General features: G+C 51.7%; 14 protein-coding genes and 1 riboswitch. Of the genes, 7 read left to right on the top strand and 7 right to left on the bottom strand.

All coding sequences use genetic code 11. The features are described from left to right. Positions 1-16 precede the first annotated feature (16 nt). Positions 17-1,576, top strand: a complete 1,560-nt coding sequence (locus ACAN55_RS03600) for a methyl-accepting chemotaxis protein (RefSeq protein WP_379128190.1) — start codon at positions 17-19, stop codon at positions 1,574-1,576. A 54-nt stretch (positions 1,577-1,630) separates the two neighbouring features. Here the strand turns inward: ACAN55_RS03600 and odhB are convergent, their stop codons facing one another. Then, positions 1,631-2,932 carry a 2-oxoglutarate dehydrogenase complex dihydrolipoyllysine-residue succinyltransferase gene (gene odhB / locus ACAN55_RS03595; protein ID WP_379128188.1) on the bottom strand — a complete coding sequence of 434 codons (1,302 nt, stop codon included), beginning with the start codon at positions 2,930-2,932 and terminating at the stop codon, positions 1,631-1,633. Positions 2,933-2,985: 53 nt separating this feature from the next. Next, positions 2,986-5,853 carry a 2-oxoglutarate dehydrogenase E1 component gene (locus ACAN55_RS03590; protein ID WP_379128185.1) on the bottom strand — a complete coding sequence of 956 codons (2,868 nt, stop codon included), beginning with the start codon at positions 5,851-5,853 and terminating at the stop codon, positions 2,986-2,988. Between the two features lie 553 nt (positions 5,854-6,406). After that, positions 6,407-6,491, top strand: a riboswitch (cyclic di-GMP riboswitch). Positions 6,492-6,519: 28 nt separating this feature from the next. Between ACAN55_RS03590 and ACAN55_RS03585 the strand changes: the two genes are divergently transcribed. Then, entirely contained in the window at positions 6,520-6,672 is a 153-nt protein-coding gene (locus tag ACAN55_RS03585) for an anti-repressor SinI family protein (RefSeq protein ID WP_379128182.1), read from the top strand. 101 nt (positions 6,673-6,773) lie between these two features. Here ACAN55_RS03585 and ACAN55_RS03580 read toward each other — a convergent pair whose 3' ends face one another. The 4 genes from ACAN55_RS03580 to ACAN55_RS03565 form a co-directional block, all read right to left on the bottom strand. Further along, on the bottom strand, positions 6,774-7,115 hold the full coding sequence (locus ACAN55_RS03580) for a helix-turn-helix domain-containing protein (RefSeq protein ID WP_379128180.1): 342 nt from the start codon (positions 7,113-7,115) through the stop codon (positions 6,774-6,776). Between the two features lie 87 nt (positions 7,116-7,202). Next, the gene (locus tag ACAN55_RS03575) at positions 7,203-8,180 is read right to left on the bottom strand and encodes an aldo/keto reductase (RefSeq protein ID WP_379128178.1); all 978 of its coding nucleotides are present in this window, start codon (positions 8,178-8,180) and stop codon (positions 7,203-7,205) included. A 140-nt stretch (positions 8,181-8,320) separates the two neighbouring features. Then, positions 8,321-8,887, bottom strand: coding sequence for a PadR family transcriptional regulator (locus tag ACAN55_RS03570; RefSeq protein WP_379128176.1), 567 nt, complete (start codon positions 8,885-8,887; stop codon positions 8,321-8,323). A 6-nt stretch (positions 8,888-8,893) separates the two neighbouring features. Continuing rightward, positions 8,894-10,417: an MDR family MFS transporter gene (locus ACAN55_RS03565; protein WP_379128174.1), complete on the bottom strand. Its 1,524-nt coding sequence runs from the start codon at positions 10,415-10,417 to the stop codon at positions 8,894-8,896. 202 nt (positions 10,418-10,619) lie between these two features. Between ACAN55_RS03565 and ACAN55_RS03560 the strand changes: the two genes are divergently transcribed. The 4 genes from ACAN55_RS03560 (at position 10,620) to nfsA (ending at position 14,548) form a co-directional block, all read left to right on the top strand. Further along, positions 10,620-10,961, top strand: coding sequence for a metal-sensitive transcriptional regulator (locus tag ACAN55_RS03560; protein ID WP_379128172.1), 342 nt, complete (start codon positions 10,620-10,622; stop codon positions 10,959-10,961). 33 nt (positions 10,962-10,994) lie between these two features. Further along, positions 10,995-11,195, top strand: a complete 201-nt coding sequence (locus ACAN55_RS03555; protein WP_379128169.1) for a cation transporter — start codon at positions 10,995-10,997, stop codon at positions 11,193-11,195. A gap of 122 nt (positions 11,196-11,317) precedes the next feature. Beyond that, positions 11,318-13,777, top strand: coding sequence for a heavy metal translocating P-type ATPase (locus tag ACAN55_RS03550; RefSeq protein ID WP_379128167.1), 2,460 nt, complete (start codon positions 11,318-11,320; stop codon positions 13,775-13,777). A gap of 27 nt (positions 13,778-13,804) precedes the next feature. Continuing rightward, a complete protein-coding gene (gene nfsA / locus ACAN55_RS03545) occupies positions 13,805-14,548 on the top strand; it encodes an oxygen-insensitive NADPH nitroreductase (protein ID WP_379128165.1) in 744 nt (247 codons plus the stop codon). Between the two features lie 176 nt (positions 14,549-14,724). On the opposite strand, the gene ACAN55_RS03540 is transcribed toward nfsA, so the two are convergent. Then, a complete protein-coding gene (locus tag ACAN55_RS03540) occupies positions 14,725-16,221 on the bottom strand; it encodes a glycoside hydrolase family 30 protein (RefSeq protein ID WP_379128162.1) in 1,497 nt (498 codons plus the stop codon). 259 nt (positions 16,222-16,480) lie between these two features. Here ACAN55_RS03540 and ACAN55_RS03535 point away from each other — a divergent pair, with 259 nt between their 5' ends. Continuing rightward, on the top strand, positions 16,481-17,263 hold the full coding sequence (locus ACAN55_RS03535) for a hypothetical protein (protein WP_379128159.1): 783 nt from the start codon (positions 16,481-16,483) through the stop codon (positions 17,261-17,263). Positions 17,264-17,315: the final 52 nt, after the last annotated feature.

Here is a 17,315-nt window from a genome sequence, read left to right as displayed (position 1 = left end):
AACATCAGCTGATATAATGTCAGAATACATAACACGAACAGAGTGGAGTGAACAGCTGATGCCGCTAAATCGCCGGGGATTGAGCCTTGTAATTGCCTTTCTACTACTTTTTACTGTGTATGGTTTGTGGATTGAAATGTTTTGGGTACATAAGGTTATTATTGTGTTCGTTAATGTGACATTGATTGCCTGTTCAATAGCTGTATATGTTACCGGGCAGCGCGGAGAGCGGCGGCTTCAGAATGCGGAGGTTAAGGTTGAACAGCTTGGCAATGAGATTGTAGTCACCTCCGACCGTCTTCATGGAGCTCTGGAGGAGATTAGTCGGCATACCGAAGATCTTCAGTTAACTGCGGATTTCTCGCATGAATATGAGATTGGGCTGCGTACCCGCAGTTATGAAGCTAAAGCGAACATCGAGGGCGCTTTTGAAACAATGGGTGGTGTTGCAGCGGCTACCTCGCATATTCAGGGTCTGACAGACAAGCTTGGGGCGAATATGAAGGATGCCAGACAAGGTGTCGAGGAAATGGTCCATTCCCTTAGAAATACCGATGCCGTAATGAATGAACTGAAGGAGCGGGGCGGTGACATGCGGGCCAAGTTCTCTACCCTGAGTCAGCATTTGGCCACGATAGAAGAAATCAACACGATGATCACGGCGATCGTTAACGAAACTTCCCTGCTTGCCTTGAATGCCTCCATAGAAGCCGCAAGAGCCGGGGAAGAGGGTCGCGGATTTGCTGTAGTTGCCAGCCGTATCCGCCAACTGGCAGATCAGAGCAGATCCTCTGTTGACCGGTCATCCAGTCTGTTGCTGGATATTAACGCCGGTGTTAAGCAGGTGTTGGAATCGGTAACAGCTGAGCAGGCGGCGGTGGAGCGGGGCGTGGGTGAGGTTGGCGCACTGCGGCTGCGGCTGGATGATATTGCGGCTAGAGTGGATGATGTGGGTGCCGTAGTATTAGATACAGTTGACGCGGCTTCCAGGCAGAGCAGGCTCATTGGAGATACGACCACCGAGCTTAGCGGAGCAGTAGCCATTGTTACTGAGACGATTGCCAATGTGGATTTGACACTGGAGCAGGTCACTCGCCAGCGGACCCAGATCGGACAGCTTAATGGGGTTAGTGCAAATTTGCTGGCTGAATCACAAGCGCTTCGGGAGTCGGCGGGGGCTATTGTTGGCAAAGAACAGATTGAAATGAGCCAGTACGCCGGCCGGCTTCAGGAAATGCAGTCTCTTCTACAGGATATTACATCCCAGGAAGCACTGTATCAGCCGGACCCGGTAAGACACAGCGGTGTTCTCACGGCATGTATGCAGAAAGTGCCGGATGTACAGGCGATCTGGTCCAACCGTACGGACGGAACGTTCATTTTCTCTGAGCCTGCTGCTGGCCTGCTGAATGCGAAACGCAGGGACTGGTGGAGCGGGGCGATGAATGAAGGGGCGTATGTTTCGAACCCGTACGTCTCAGCCATTACGAAGCGGTCCTGCATTACTTTATCCCGCGCTATCAGAAACCGCCAGGGAGAGGTTGTTGGTGTGGTGGGGATTGATTTGGCGGTGTGAAAAAGGCAACCATGGGCTTAGCCCATGGTTGCCTTTATGTGTATAACGATATAATTAGCCTTCGAGCAGCAATGCTTCGGGATCTTCCAGCAGTTCTTTCACTTTAACGAGGAAGCTGACCGCTTCCGACCCGTCTACGATCCGGTGATCATAGGAGAGGGCAATATACATCATCGGGCGGTTGGCAGTGCGTTCTTCATCCAGTGCAATCGGACGCAATTGAATCTTATGCATGCCCAGGATGCCGACCTGCGGTGTATTGAGAATTGGTGTGGATAGCAGAGAGCCGAATACGCCGCCGTTTGTAATGGTGAACGTTCCGCCTTGAAGTTCAGCTAGGCTGAGTGTGTTATTCCGCGCCTTGGAGGCGAGCTCACCGATCTCCCGCTCAATCTGCGGAAAGCTCAGGCGGTCTGCATCACGGACAACTGGAACAACAAGACCTTCCTTGGCGGCAACAGCGATGCCGATATCATAATATTTCTTGATCAGCAGATCCTCGCCGTCAATCTCCGCGTTTAGCAGAGGGTATGCCTTAAGTGCGCCGATAACCGCCTTGGTGAAGAAGGACATAAAGCCTAGGCCTACATCGTGCTTCTCTTTAAAGTTATCCTTGCGCCGCTTGCGGATATCGAGGATAGCGGTCATATCCACCTCGTTGAAGGTGGTAAGCATGGCTGCGGTCTGCTGCGCTTCTACCAGGCGGCTGGCGATCGTCAGCCGTCTGCGTGACATGCGCTTGCGCTCGGTGGCTTTGCCGTCCTCCGGGTGCGGCGCTTTGGCCGCTGCCGGCTTGGCTTGCGGCGCGGGAGGCGCGGGCACGGGCGCCGACGGTGCAGGCGCTGCAGGTACCGCCGCGCCATGGTCTTTCACATCGGCCTGGGCAATCCGGCCGATAGGATCCCGGGCGCTCACCTCGCCGAGGTCGATGCCGCGTTCGCGGGCCAGCTTCCTTGCGCCCGGTGATGCCACGGCGGCAGCTTCGCCTGCCGCCCCCGGCCCTTCAGGCGCAGCAGCTGGCGCTGCCGCACCATTGCCCGCCGCGGCGGGTGCCGGGCTAGCTTGCGCTGTGGCTTCAGCAGCTGGCGGAGCCGCCTGTGGCTGTCCGCCGCCTGCGCTCCCCGCGCTGCCGATAATGCCAATGGCTTCACCAACGGCTACATTCTCGCCGGCTTGCCGGAGAATGGAGGAGATGACGCCATCTTCCTCCGCGCTGATCTCCAGATTGACCTTGTCGGTTTCGAGCTCAGCCAGTACATCGCCTTGACCAACGGTGTCGCCTTCCTTGACTAGCCACTTGTAGATGGTCCCTTCAGAAATGGATTCACCCAGATCGGGTACTTTGATTTCAGACACAGGCCGCTACCTCCCCAAAAATAATAATTTCCGTTATTGTGACACCGTCCTGTTTAAGAGGACGGTACAGCTGCTTGTACTTGCGAATTCAGCTTCAGGGCTTCCATAATAATTCTCCGCTGTTCATAGCTGTGGACATCGGCATAACCGCTTGCCGGGCTGGAACGCTCCGGACGTCCGATGTACTCAACGCTGGTGCCGGATGGAGCAATTGCCCGCAGGCGCGGCTCCGTATAGCTCCAGGCACCCATATTCTTCGGTTCTTCCTGCAACCACACAATCTCTTGAAGCGAGGTGAACGAGTTCAAATGAGCGGCCAGCTCGCGTTCCGGGAACGGATACAGCTGCTCCATCCGGAGAACATGCAGCCAAGACCAGTCTTTATCGCGCGAGGCTTCAAGTTCGGTCTGCAGATCGATGGCAACCTTGCCACTGCAGACGACCAGACGCTGAACCGCCCCGGGAGTCTGCCCGAGCAGTGGTTCGGCGAGTACTTTCTGGAACTCTCCGGAGGCCAGATCCGTGCCGGGAGATGCACTGCGCGGGTTGCGCAGCAGACTCTTCGGTGTCATGATCACCAGCGGCCGGGCGTCGCTCTTGCCGCATAAGGCCGCCTGGCGGCGCAGCAGATGGAAATATTGCGCAGCACAGGTCAGATTCGCGACCGTCCAGTTCTCTTCGGCCGACAGTTGCAGGTAGCGTTCCAGCTTGCCGCTGGAGTGCTCTGGTCCCTGCCCCTCATAGCCGTGCGGCAGCAGGATAACCAGGTTGCTACGCTGGGTCCATTTCGCACGTCCGGCGGAGATGAACTGGTCAATAATAACTTGCGCGGCATTGGCGAAATCACCGTACTGCGCCTCCCAGATCACGAACGTCTCAGGTGCGAACACATTATACCCGTATTCATACCCCAGTACAGACGCCTCCGACAGCGGGCTGTTGTATACCCCAAACGAAGCCTGTGACGCAGACAGCTGATGCAGCGGGGAGAATAAAGCTCCGGTCTCGCTGTCATGCAGCACGAGATGGCGGTGTGCGAAGGTTCCGCGTTGCGCATCCTGGCCGCTCAGGCGAATCGGCGTTCCTTCCTGCAGAATGGTGGCGAAGGCGAGGCTCTCGGCCAAAGCCCATTCTACCTTTTCACCCTCATTTAAAGCATCCTTTCGGCGCTGGAGGATACGCTGCAGCTTCGGATAGACCTGAAAGCCTTCCGGAACCGTAAGCAACTGTCGGTTAATTTCACGCAGATTGCTTAGGGATACAGCAGTAGACCTTGCTGCCGTTGCTTGGGTTTGAACAGGAACTGCCGCTTTGGATTCCGCGTTCTTGTGAGCTCCTTCCTTCATATTATCATAAGCGCTCTGGAGGGCGCTCTCTGCTTCATTAATAAATACTTTCACGTCTTCACGATTTATTACTTTCTCGTGAATAAGCCGGTCGGCGTAAACATTATATACTGTAGGGTGGCTCCGTACCTTTCCGTACACGAGCGGCTGGGTCGTCTCGGGATCGTCCATCTCGTTATGGCCGTGGCGTCGGTAGCCGATCAGATCGATGACGAAATCCTTTTTAAACAAATTACGGTAGGCGCTTGCCAGACGGACGGCAGCGACGCACGCTTCCGGATCATCTGCATTTACATGGACAATAGGAATCTCATAACCTTTGGCCAAGTCACTGGCATAATGTGTTGAACGGGAGTCCTTGCTCTCCGTGGTGAAGCCAATGCGGTTGTTGACGATAATATGGATCGTTCCGCCATTTTGATAACCTTGAAGTTTACCGATGTTCAAGGTCTCCGCTACGATACCCTCGCCTGGAAAAGCGGCATCCCCGTGCATCAGGACAGCCATGGCTTTATTGGTGTCCAGCTCCGGGAGACCCGGCGATTTGCGGTTCTCCTGGGCAGCGCGTGTAAAGCCCTCCACCACCGGATTCACGAACTCCAGATGGCTTGGGTTGTTCGCAAGCGTCAGACGGGTCCGCACCGTTTCGCCTTCGCGGACAGCACGGTCAGCGCCCAGATGGTATTTAACGTCTCCGGTCCAGCCATAGTTGATGCCCATAGACCCTTCTGAAGGGAAGAGCTCTTTATTCGGTGAATGGTGGAACTCGGAGAAAATGATATCGTAAGGCTTGCCCAGGATATGAGCGAGCACGTTAAGACGGCCCCGGTGGGCCATGCCCATCAGGATATGCTCCGCCCCGTCATGGGCTGCGGCCCGGACAATTTCATCCAGCATAGGAACGAGCGCATCGTTGCCCTCCAGGCTGAAGCGTTTCTGCCCGACAAAAGTTTTGTGCAGAAAGGTCTCAAACTGCTCGACCTGAACAAGCCGCTTCAGCAGCTCCTGGCGTTCCGCTTTGTTTAAGGGCGAGGGAGAGGTAGGAGACTCCGCCTGACTATTCAGCCACCGCAGTTCCTGTTCGTCATGAACATGCCCGAATTCATAAGCAATCGTCTTTGTATAGGATTGGAGCATCCGGTGAACGGCGTCCCAGCCGGTCAGGACATCATCCGGCGCATTTTCCCAGATCAGTGAGGCAGGCATAGCGATTAAATCTTCACGTGTTAAATCATACGTCTCTGGGGTGAGCCATTTAGCCATGGGATGCTGACTCCGCTCCAGCGGGTCGATATCAGCTGCCATATGGCCGTATATGCGGATGTTAGTAATCAGTTTAGAAGCTTTGACCGCCTTCTTGAGCCATTCAGTGTCTCCGGAAAGGATAGGCTGAGGTGATTGTTCGGACTCGGGTGCTAAGGGCGGAGGGCCGGAAATGGTGAACAAATCCCGGTAATTATTCTCGACAGATGCAGGATCATTGACGAATTGCTCGTATTTTTCCTGGATGTAACCAAGATTGGGTCCGTAATACTTACTCCAAATGGATTCGTTATGGGGCTCTTTGGCTGCCATGATAGATCCTCCCAACGGATGAACTCCGAATTAGCGTTTATAGTAAGCGCCTTGCGGAGCTGCAATGTTTGCGTTTTCATTATAATAGTAACAGGTAACGATAATAATAAATACTATTGCCTCATCCTATTGTGCTACTTTAACAACTTGTAATCAATTCATACTTTCGTCCAATCCGTTCGCAAAATGATATAGGTTAGGGCCAATTTGATGCTTAATTATTTAAAATTTAAACTATAAAAACGACTGGACTACTACATTGAATTCATAGGCCAGTTTAATTTTTTATAATACCGTTTCAAGAGGCTGAAACGGGGTATAAACTTATTACAATAAAAATTGCACTTTATAGTCACCTACATAATTCGAGTATTCCCTGCATCACTTTGTCACTGTACTTAATTAGTACAGATTTACGTCAAAATATGCTAAATTTTTTTAAAATTTTGATCAATAAAAATTTCCATAATTCGACACACGTTTCTTCTTAACTCCTGTATAATGTTATTGCAGACGGGCTAATCATCGTGTAGTAAGTTTTTGACATAATAGATTCAGTAAAGGGTAAACCTGCTGAAAGGCAGGGACACAAAGTTTCGGGTCTAAGGTAGAAATACTATGATGGCCGAACTGCCTGGGGACTCACATTCATAGGAGGAGATGTTCGTGGATCAATCCAACCAGGTAGATAATGGGGAAGTGCAATTGGCAGATTTGGATTTAGAGTGGGTGTACCTGCTGTTAAAAGCAAAGAAGGCAGGTATTCTCGTCAATGAAATCCGTCAGTTCTTCAATGAGAAGTCTCTACAGGCCATGTAGGGAGATTTGATGAAGGGGTTACATACATAAAAAGCACAGCGGCTACCGCTGTGCTTTTTATGTATTGATCCTGGAGCAGACGCGGCTGCACAGTGCTTAGCTTAGTTGTTTTGGTCAATCCGCCACTTCTGGTATTCCAGAAACTCTTTGAACTCTTTTTTGCTGACACCTGAAGACATGGCTTCCTGCACAAGCCGAAACCACTCTGAATCCAAAGATGCTTCCTCGCCTTCGGAAAGTCCGCCATACAGTAAATCATGCATAGTAATGTCAAGTGCTGCGGCGATCTTTTCGAGGAATTGAATGGAAGGGTTGGATTGAATATTTCTTTCCACATTGCTGAGATAGGATTTGGCCACACTCGCCTTGTCCGCCAGTTCGGAAAGGGACATGTCCTTTTCCTGGCGAAGCTCATGGATGCGTTGACCCAAATTTTCTGGCACGATGACAACGCCCTTCCAAATAGATTGATATTTAATACCAGTATAACAAATATCATTGAAACCGACAAAGTCAAAAGGTGTTAATTCTTACGGTAACCGGTTGCCGCGTGAACTGACGAACAAGTCATACCATTCTCTCCGGGACAATTCCAGCTTGTCAGCATCGCCGCAAGCTGCGATCCGTTGCGGGTTCACGGTACCAATCACGGGCTGGATGGCAGCGGGGTGTGTCATTAACCAGGCGAGGACAATGGCCTCGGGGGTGGTTCCCTTTTCTGCCGCCATTGCTTTGACCATAGCTGCAGTATTAATGATATTCTCAGGCTGTCCGTCCAGGGGCCGTCCACTGAACAAACCCTGAGCCAGCGGACCCCAGGCCTGAATCTGGATGTTCTCCATCCGGCAGTGCTCGATGGTGCCTTCTGGGAACGCGACGTCTTTCGAGTCGTTCCGGTTAACGCTGATTACTGCATTCAGCCAATCGATCTCGTAAAGACTCATCTTTAACTGGTTCACTATTAACGGTTCATCACTGTAGAATTGCAGCAGCTTGATCTGCGCAGCGCTCATATTGGAGACCCCGAAATGCCGGACCTTGCCGGAGCACTTCAGCCTGCTTAGTGCTTCGGCAACCTCCTCTGGATCCATTAGTGGATCCGGACGGTGCAGCAGAAGAATATCAAGATATTCTACACCCAGACGGCTTAAGGTTCCGTCAACGCTGCTTATAATATGCCCGGCTGAGAAGTCGAACACGTTCGAACTTTCTCCGGGCTCCATCAGCTTAATCCCGCATTTGGATTGAAGGATGATTTGCTCGCGAAGCCCGGGGCGTTCTTTAAAGACCGCTCCGAATACTTTCTCCGCCTTGCCGCGTGTATAGATGTCGGCATGGTCAAACATGTTGATTCCAATGGATAGCGCGGCATCAACAGCTTCATGGCCCTGTTTGATATTCTCTGCGGTGATCGGCTCACGGTCCCATCCCCCGCCAAAGCCCATACAGCCTAAGGCAATGCGGCTTGCTGGAATACCGCGTTTATGAAAAGGCAGTGTTGTCGGCAATAGTGATCCCTCCGTCGAATGGATTGCTTGTTCCCGGGAACATTGTACACTTTTTTAGAAGCCTGTATGGTATTTCTGTCGTTGAATACATGTAGATAGTCATAATTAAACGATTTGTGAGTGCATGAAAAAAGAGGCCCTTAGGCCTCTATATTCAGTCTAGTTCCGACATCGCCCAATTTATGGGCTAAAGTGTCCTCGTATAGGCGTTTCAGCCATCTGAGTTCGGTATGGATGTGCTCGTATTTTCCGTATATCAGGTGAAGGGCAGACCGCGGAACAATCGCGATATGCTCTTCGTAGACCTGATAAGCCAGGTTGAGCTTGTGTTCGGTCTCCCGGATACGTTCAGCCAGCAGCTTCTCGATCTTGCCTTGATCCACATGGCGGGACATGGCGACTGCCAGGTAGAGCGGATGAAAGATTTCATCGTTCTTCTTGAACAGCTGCAGGACAAGCTGCTCGAACAGGGTTTTGCCCTTATCCGTAATCCGGTAGATGGTTTTGTCCGGCCGGTCGGGGCTTGAGATCACTTCTACCGCTTCAATGTGTCCCTCTTCCGCCATTTTGTCCACCGCGTAATAAAGCGAACCCATCTGCAGCTTGGTGATCCGGTCGATGGCTCTCTCTTTCATCACGATATTAATCTCGTAGGGATGCATGTTGCGCTCCAGGAGCAGCCCCAGAATCACCAGCTTCATGGACATGGCGGATTACCCCTTAGCGCCGGAAGGCTGCGGTTGCGCTTTGGTAGCCGGCTTCAGACGATCGCCTGGCATCAACAGGACGAAGGCCAGCCCAAGCACCGCCGGAAGCAGCGCCCACAGGAATGTATGTGCAATGGAGGAGGACAAAGCGCTGGAGATCTTCTCCAGTACCGGAGCGGGAATCTTTGCTCGGGCTTCCGGTGTTAGCGCTGCGCGAGGATCCCCAAATGCTGCTGCCTGTCCGCCTTCGCCGAATGCGGAGGTCATGCTGCTGGTGAAGCTGTTGCGCTGGATGATCCCGAAGATGGTAATACCCAGTGTCATGCCGAGTGAGCGCATGAAGGTGCTGGTTGAAGTTGCAGAACCGCGCTGGCGCATCTCGAAATGATGGATGGACGACATGTTCAGCACGGAGAAGGAGAATCCTACCCCAAAGCCGGTCAAAGCCATGAAGAGATTAAGTGCAAGGCGTGTAGTATCCGGTGACAACGTGCTGAGTGAGAAGACGCCGGCTACAAAACATACTGCCGACAGCAGCATAATGTTGCGGAAGCTGGTCTTGGTAGTCAGCAGACCGCCGATTTGGCTTCCCGCCACAGTTCCGATCATCATCGGCATCAGGATCAGACCGGAGTTGGTGGCGGAGCCGCCAAATACACCTTGGACGAAGATAGGGATATAGATCGTTGCTACGATAAAAGCCGAGCCATAGAACAAAGCGACCAGACAGCTTGTTGCGAACAGCCGCTTGCGGAACATCGCGAAGGAAATGATCGGCTCGGCCGCTCTTTTTTCAATCATCAGGAACGCAGCAAGCAGTATGGCGAACCCGGCGAACAGGCCAAGAATGACTGAGGAATCCCAGGAATACGTATTGCCGCCCAGTTCGAGTGCGAACATTAGGCAGATAATAGCCCCAACCAGAGTGGAAGCGCCGCCCCAGTCAATTCTCTGTTTGGAATGAATAACAGATTCCTTGTAGTTGAGTGCGATCAGGATTAACGAAATAACCCCTAGCGGAAGGTTGATGTAGAATACCCACTGCCAGCCTACATAGTCGGTGATATAAGCACCAAGCAGAGGCCCGAGCACGCTGGAAATACCGAATACCGCTCCGAAGAGGCCGGTCAGCTTTCCTCTTTTCTCTGGAGGATAAATGTCAAAGACAATGGTAAAAGCGATTGGCATAAGCGCGCCGCCGCCGACGCCCTGAATCGCGCGGTAAATACTGAGCTGGGTAATGCTGCTCGCCGTACCGCATAGTGCGGAACCGATCAGAAATACAATCAGTCCGAACATGAAAAAGCGCTTGCGTCCGTACATATCCGACAGTTTACCGAAGATCGGCGTGCCTGCCATAACCATAACCATGTATGCCGAGGTAACCCAGACGATTTTGTCGAGTCCACCCAGATCTGAGACGATGGTTCCCATAGCCGAGGCCACAATCGTATTGTCCATCGCGGACATCAAAATGCCGAGCATCAGCGCAGCTACAACCATTTTCAGGTTGCTTTCTTTAGAATGCATGTTGTAAAGCCTCCCTTATCGATTTCACTTTAAATAGAATTGCCCAAAGTCAGATTTTCATTATATTCAAATTTGAATAGGGAGGCAAGGTTTTATTTTTTACGAAGTCTGAATGGAAGTATATGGGCACACAGTTGAAAAAGAAATGATTCTTGACATACCCATGGGGGGTATATTATATTGTGAGTGAGGAGGCTGAGAAATGGCTGCACATGAGAAAGGACATGCGGATCAACACGCAGGCACCGAGTGCCATACACCGGGTGAACGCAAAAGTCATCATTCCGATGAATTCAAGACTGGACTTGCTAACCGTCTGAACCGGATCGAAGGCCAGATTCGGGGAATCAAGGGAATGATTGAGCGGGATACTTATTGTGATGATGTGCTGAATCAGCTGGCTGCGGTCCAGTCCGCCTTGAATGGTGTCGGGAAGTTACTGCTTGAAGGCCATATGAAGAGCTGTATTATAGAGCGCATAGAAGCCGGGGAGCATGAGGTTATTGATGAACTGCTGGTTACAGTAAATAAATTAATGAAATAAGTATAATTTCAAATACTAAAGGAGTGTATATTCATGTCTAATGTTGTGTTGAATGTTGAAGGAATGTCCTGTGGACATTGTGCAAGCTCGGTGGAGAAAGCGGTAATCGGAGTTGGCGCCTCGGCGAAGGTTGATTTGTCCGGTAAAACGGTGGCTGTGGAATTTGACGAGAACAAGGTTAGCCTGGAGGCTATCAAGGGAGCCATTGAAGATCAGGGATATGATGTAGTTTAAGCTCAAGAATGAGGTTATAGGGGGCATAGTGCAGCGGAGACCGGAAGGTTTGCGGGAAGCACGAGTGCCTTCTCTTTTATCACAAATCATACCCCTTGGGGGTATAAAGGCAGGGGAGTATTGTGGAAAAAACAGCAGTTGGCGCTTCCGGTGAGGAACAGCTGACGGTGCAGATTACCGGCATGACCTGCTCGGCCTGCGCGGCAAGAATTGAGAAGGGACTCAGCCGGATGGACGGTGTGGCACGGGCCAACGTGAATTTGGCGCTGGAACAGGCGACCGTGGGTTTTGACCCCAAGGTATCCGGCCTGCCGCAGATCGAAGAGAAAATCCGCTCACTTGGCTATGATACGGTCCGGGAGTCCGCCGACTTCGATATTACCGGAATGACCTGCGCCGCTTGCTCCGCCCGGATTGAGAAGGTTCTGGGTAAAATGCCGGGAATCGCGCAGGTGAATGTGAACCTGGCGCTGGAGACGGCGCATGTGGAATATACGCCTGGTGTGATCGGCACACGGGACATCATGGACAAGGTAAGCAGCATTGGATATAAAGCTTCACTGAAAGAGGAGCGCAAGGAGAATGGTGATCACCGGGAGCTGGACATCAAACGCAAAAAGCTGAAGTGGATCGTATCCGCTGTATTGTCGTTGCCGCTGCTCTGGGCGATGGCGGGGCATTTCTCTTTTACCTCATGGCTTATGGTTCCGGATCTGCTGATGAATCCGTGGTTTCAACTGGTGCTTGCCACTCCGGTACAGTTTATTATCGGCTGGCAGTTTTATGTGGGGGCGTATAAGGCTCTCCGTAACGGCAGCGCCAATATGGACGTTCTTGTTGTGCTGGGGACTTCTGCAGCTTATTTCTACAGCTTATATTTAACGATCGATTCGCTTAGCATGACTGGAATGAATCATACTGTAGAGATGTACTATGAAACCAGTGCCGTGCTAATCACCCTTATTCTGCTTGGTAAATGGTTCGAAGCGCTGGCCAAAGGACGCTCCTCGAATGCGATCAAGAGTCTGATGGGCCTCCAGGCCAAGAGTGCGCTAGTGGTACGGGATGGTGTAGAAATTCTGCTTCCGCTGGAGGAAGTGGTTCCCGGTGATCACGTGCTGGTGAAGCCCGGTACTAAGATCCCTGTCGACGGGGTTGTGGTGGAAGGAATGTCTGCCGTTGATGAGTCGATGCTCACCGGTGAGAGTATCCCTGTGGAGAAGCATAAAGGGGATTCTGTCATTGGCGCGACCATGAATACCAACGGCGTGCTGACCATTAAAGCACTAAAGGTAGGACGGGAGACGGCTTTGGCCCAGATCATCAAAGTCGTGGAGGAAGCCCAAGGCTCCAAAGCACCTATTCAGCGGATTGCCGACGTTATTTCCGGTATTTTTGTACCCATTGTTGTAGGCATTGCCGCGCTTACCTTTCTGGTATGGTATTTGTGGGCAGATCCGGGACAGTTCGCAGAGGCGCTGGAGAAAGCGATCGCGGTGCTGGTCATCGCTTGTCCATGTGCGTTGGGGCTTGCCACACCGACTTCGATTATGGCCGGTTCAGGCCGGGCGGCGGAGTTTGGCATCCTGTTTAAGGGCGGGGAGCATCTTGAAGCGGCGCAGGCTATCCAGGTAGTGGTACTGGACAAGACAGGCACCGTAACGAACGGGAAACCGGTACTTACTGATGTAATTACTACGCCGGGAATCGCAGCACTTGGCAAAGAAGCAGCTGCGAATCGGTTGTTGTCTACGGTCGCTGCTGCCGAGAAACTGTCGGAGCATCCGCTGGCAGCAGCGATTGTGGCTGGTGCAGCTGAGCGGGGTCTTGAGCTACCGGCAGCGGAGCAGTTTCACAATATTCCGGGAAGAGGGATCTCTGCCATAGTTGCCGGACAGAAGGTGCAAGTGGGTACCCGGCGGATGATGGAGGAGGAAGGAATAGATATCTCCTTGTGGGCTGTGCGGATGCAAGAGCTGGAGCAGGCAGGTAAAACAGCGATGCTGATCGCGGTAGACGGTGCGTGCACCGGTATTGTAGCCGTTGCGGATACGATCAAAGAGACCTCAAGGGCGGCTGTTGCGGCACTGCAGGAAATGGGAATTGAAGTAGTAATGATTACCGGAGACAACCGCACTACGGCCCAGGCAATCGCAGCCCAGGCAGGGATTAAGACGGTGCTTGCAGAGGTGCTCCCTGAGGGTAAGGCGGAGGAGGTCCGCAGATTGCAGCAGGGCGGAGTTAAAGTTGCTATGGTTGGGGATGGCATTAACGATGCCCCTGCACTGGCAACGGCGGATACGGGAATGGCGATGGGTACAGGCACCGATATTGCCATGGAAGCGGCGGATATTACTCTGATGCGTGGAGATCTGAACAGCATCCCGGACGCCATTGCGATGAGCCGCAAGACGATGAGCAATATTAAGCAGAACTTGTTCTGGGCACTTGCTTATAATACGATTGGGATACCGATTGCGGCACTTGGATTTCTTGCGCCGTGGCTGGCCGGTGCGGCTATGGCCTTCAGCTCTGTCTCCGTGGTGCTGAATGCACTCCGTCTCCAGCGGGTTAAGTTATAAGCAGAATGATATCCGGGAGTGAAGAGAGTGAATGAGACGATCGATTTATTAATGAAGCATGCTTCGGTTCGCCGGTTTCAGAATAAGCCTGTGAGCGAAGAGCAGCTTGCCGCCATTATCGGCGCCGCACAGATGGCTTCGACCTCAAGCAATGTCCAGGCCTACAGTGTTATTGCTGTAACGGATCCGGTAATTAAGGAAGAACTGGCCGGACTTGTGGGTAATCAAGCCTATGTTGCGCAGTGTCCGGTATTTCTGGTCTGGTGTGCCGACTTGTACCGGCTCAAAGAGGTAACGAAGCCATACCTGAACGGAGCTGCCTCTTATGAGGGTTCTACGGAGAATTTCATCGTTGCGACTGTGGATGCCTCGCTGGCGGCGCAGAATGCAGCCGTAGCGGCGGAGTCGCTTGGACTTGGCATCGTCTACATCGGTGGTATCCGTAATCAGATTGCCAAGGTGTCCGAGCTTCTTGGGCTGCCCGAGCTAGTGTATCCTGTATTTGGCATGTGCCTGGGCTATCCGGAAGGGGAATCGGGTCTCCGTCCACGCCTTCCACTGCAGGCTGTCCTTCACCGTAACGGCTATAACGCAGAGAATACCGTAGAGCAGGTCAACACTTATGACGAGGTATCGAAGGCATATATGCACCAGCGCACGGGCGGCACGAGTGCTGCACCTTGGTCGGCTATGATGGCCAAGCGGCTCTCTGAGCCGGCCCGGCTGCATATGAAGGAGTTTCTGCAGCATATAGGATTTATGCAGAAGTAAGAATCAGCCCGTATTTCTGCGTATGGTGATTCGTATTCCCCAGGAATTTACAACAGCACCTCCCCGGTAATATCGGTGAGGTGCTGTTTTTGGATTATCTGTTTCAGTGGTTATCCGTTGCAGTGTTTATCCGCTCTCAGGGTTATAGGATGCCGGGATGCTCCGGACAAAGCTCCTTAAGATTGAGTGCCGTACCATTTATAAGTCATGACGGATTTGGCAGGGATATTCACGATGAAGGATTGGTTGCCCCATTGGATTTTGACATTTTTGGCTGAAGACAGTGAGTTATAGGCAACCACAACCTTGGATCCATCCGGGTTCTTGAAGGCTACGTTCTTCACTTCATTGCTGGTGTTCGTCTGAATACGGTACGCACCCGGAACAACGAACTTGCTGAAATGACCGAGCAGATAATACTGCTTGGTGTAAGTGACGATGTTCTCAGGGTTGTCGTTGCGGTTGTCGGAGTTCTGGATGGTAACCATGCCTTTGTTCGTGTTATTGGCGGCGAGCAGCGCAGGTCCATCTTTTTGGTCCAGGGCGGCATTCCACAGGATAATCGATTTCGACCAGTTGCGGGTAATGTTAATGAATTCGTTAGCCATAGTATCGAAACCTTGGCTCGTGCCGTTCTGCGGATCATTCCAGGTGCCAAAGCCCCCTTCGGTGAACCAGACATCCTTATCGGGATGGTTGTTGTGCAGAGTAGTCATCGTAGAGCCGTCGCCGCTGTCATAATGATGGAAGGCGCTGCCGGAGATGTAGCTGGCTTTGCCGGAATTCTTCAGATTCTGGATGACCGTGTTCGGGAAACTCCAGTTCAGGAAATTATGATCGAAGGCAATGATTTTGGTGTTAATGCCGGCATTGCGCAGTGTTGGACCCAGGTAATCGCCGATAAATCCGGTTTCGTCCTGTTCATTCATTCCCATCGACGGGTAGTGTGTTGGTTCGTAGAGCGGTTCGTTCTGTACGGTTACAGCATAGATTGGAATGCCCTGGCCTTGATAGGCCTGAATGTACTTTTTGAAATAATCGGCATAGGTTTGATAATATTCGGCCTTAAGCTTGCCCCCGTTCAGTGCGTTTGAATATTTCATCCAGGCTGGAGCGCTCCATGGGGAGGCAAATACCTTAATGTTAGGGTTCTTGGCGATAGCGGCCTTCACTGTAGGGATGATATATGGCTGATCACGGCCGATGGTGAATTGGCTGAGCGAGGTGTCACCGGCAGTATCATCATAAGTATATGCCGACCAGGCGAAATCGGAGCTGCCGATCGGCTGTCTGAGTACGCTGAGGCCAATGCCTGAATACCCGAACAGTTTCTCCATGACCTCTGCTCGTTTGGTTGCATTCAGCTTGTAATTCAGCAGCCAGGATGAAGAATCGGTCAGAGAAACACCGAATCCGTCCATCTGTTGATAGGTGGTGCCTTCACTGACTGTAATGGTGTAATCTGCATTGCCGGAGCTTGAACTGAAGGCTTTGTCTCCAATTCGGGTCAGACGTGCGTTTGGACTAAGGCCGACGGCAGGCTCACTATTCGGATCTGAAGTAGAGATCCATACCTCTGCGGTCTCCCCGGCCGCATGAACCGGCTGCATTACCATGCTACCGCTTACCGAGATTAAAGAAGCGGCCAGGACACTAAGCATTACTTTTCGCATTTTTCCTTTACTCCTTTCAAAATGTGGATTCATCCAAAATGTAATCGATTTCATTTTTGAGTGAACTTTACGGATGCTAAGAGATAAAGAGGGATTTCACCTTTTGTAAACGATTACATTTACTTGGCAAATCTATCTTACTGCAATGTTCTATATAAATCAATAAATTCCTTTAAAAGTAATATTGATGTGGGTGGCAACATCTTTTGGGTAATATACGTTTAACAATATAAGACATTTGAAAGGAGAGCGTATGCGTATGCCATCGAAACTTGGAGGATTCTTCACCTTAATAATAGCGGCCGTGCTGCTGTTGAGTGCCTGCAGCGGATCACCAAATGCAGCACCGACACAAGCACCGACACAGGCACCGACACAGGCACCGACACAGGCACCGACACAAGCACCTACTCCGGAACAGGTTCAGCCGACTCCGGCACAGGAAGTACCGGCCTCAGAGGGCCAGAATGGCAATGGACAGCCGGCGGACGGGCAGAGTACAGCCCCAGATGAATCAGCTCCGGATGAAGGGGCTCCGCCTACAGCGCTGGAAGCAGCGAAGACTGTAATGAGGGCGCTCGAGAGAGGTGATATGTCCCAGGTTGCGGCATGGGCGCATCCCGATAAAGGTGTGCGCTTCTCCCCTTACGCTTATGTTGATACCAAGAAGGATCTGGTATTCAGCAGAGAAGAGCTGGAGAAGCTGATGAACGATACAACCAAACGCGTATGGCGGGAGTATGCCGGTTCTGGAGACTTGATTAAGCTTACCTATGCCGAATATTACAAGAAGTTTGTATATGATGCCGATTTTTTTAATGAAGCCGAAATTGCCTTAAACAAAGGCCTCGGAGAGAGTACTACAATCAACAACCTGAATGAGGTGTATCCGAAGGAGGGCTACGATTTTGTGGAGTACTATATCGACGGCATTGACCCTGCCCATGAAGGAATGGATTGGCGCAGCCTGCGGTTAGTGTTTGAGAAGATGAACGGTGATCACGCGCTTGTCGGCATCATCCATGACCAATGGACTCCGTAGGCGAACAGAGGAAACTTCCGGAATATCCCAGCTGAATATCAAGGTGATTGAT

The organism is Paenibacillus oryziterrae (assembly GCF_042610485.1).
GTDB lineage: Bacteria > Bacillota > Bacilli > Paenibacillales > Paenibacillaceae > Paenibacillus_AQ.
Note: the sequence above shows the minus strand (reverse complement) of the source record. Positions and strands in the feature narration are given on the sequence as shown.